1 pseudogene is annotated in these 1,087 nt (G+C 40.2%); it reads right to left on the reverse strand.

Features of this window, described 5'->3' with window-relative positions:
* A pseudogene (locus Q0C15_RS02165) lies at positions 1 to 924 on the reverse strand (ABC transporter substrate-binding protein); the annotation flags it as partial.
* Positions 925 to 1,087 lie beyond the last annotated feature (163 nt).

Consider the following 1,087-nt stretch of genomic DNA (forward strand, 5'->3'; position numbering starts at 1 on the left):
GTAGAACGAGAACCATACTGTAGTGGCATTCACCGGAGTGCCATCGCTGAATGTGACATTTTTCCTTATGTTAAAGGTATAATTCTGATATAGATGTGATCCTGCACCAACAGAATAATTGGAAGCTATGACCGGCACGATCTGGAGGTAATCGGTACCATTCAGCTCGACAAGCTGCTGGTAAACCGCAGTGAATAGCGGTCCGTCTTCGATATCAAAACCAACCGATGGATCAAGGAAATCTGGGGGTGATATTGCCCCATCGGCAGCCACGTCGGTAAGAACGTTATCTGCCGGAGCTTTAATTCCATTCGCATTGTAGCTGAAATTGTATGACATCATATTGTAGAAGTACGTGTCATATGGATTGTATGTAAAGTTATTTATGTATGGCTGAACAAAGAAATAGGTATCCGGATTTGGAAACCATAAATAAGGAGTCAGATTATATATTATGTGATATGCTTCAACAACCTGCTGCATCTGCTCCGTTAGGTTCGTTTCAAACATGATGCCTGGATATAGCGAATTCAAAGTCGAATTGTCTAACCATGCCATGTTGTATCCTATGGCTCCACCATCGAAAGATGCGGTGATTGGTATCAACTGTTGCCCGACCGGATCAGGCCAATCTGGGAACCAACCGAATCCGACAAAATTGGGCGTGCCATTTGGCGTAAGATAGCTACCTATGACTGTTGGGGATACAAGCTGTATGCTGACAGGCAGACCTATTGATCTGAGTTCCTGTTCCATTACGGAAAGCTGAAAGGTCTGTATGCTTGACGGATTGGTGAATGTAGTTAGATACATTGTCTTGAGGTTAGTCTTTACCTGATGTGTGTATTCATATCCGAAGAACCCACCTATACCAGCTAAAACAAGAACTATCACCACCAACATAGCTATGATAGATCGTTTCATGCATGCTGATGCAAATTATATTATTAAAAAGTTATGTTTTTCTCCATAATCTGGCCTTTTATAGATGATTTACACTTCAAATATATATAAAGAATATTAATTATGACCATTTGATCTGACAATTTTTATCTTTAATTTTGCTCAGATTTTTCATGTGAATCAT

Origin of the sequence: Thermoplasma sp. (genome assembly GCF_023256435.1) — an archaeon.
Classification (GTDB): domain Archaea; phylum Thermoplasmatota; class Thermoplasmata; order Thermoplasmatales; family Thermoplasmataceae; genus Thermoplasma.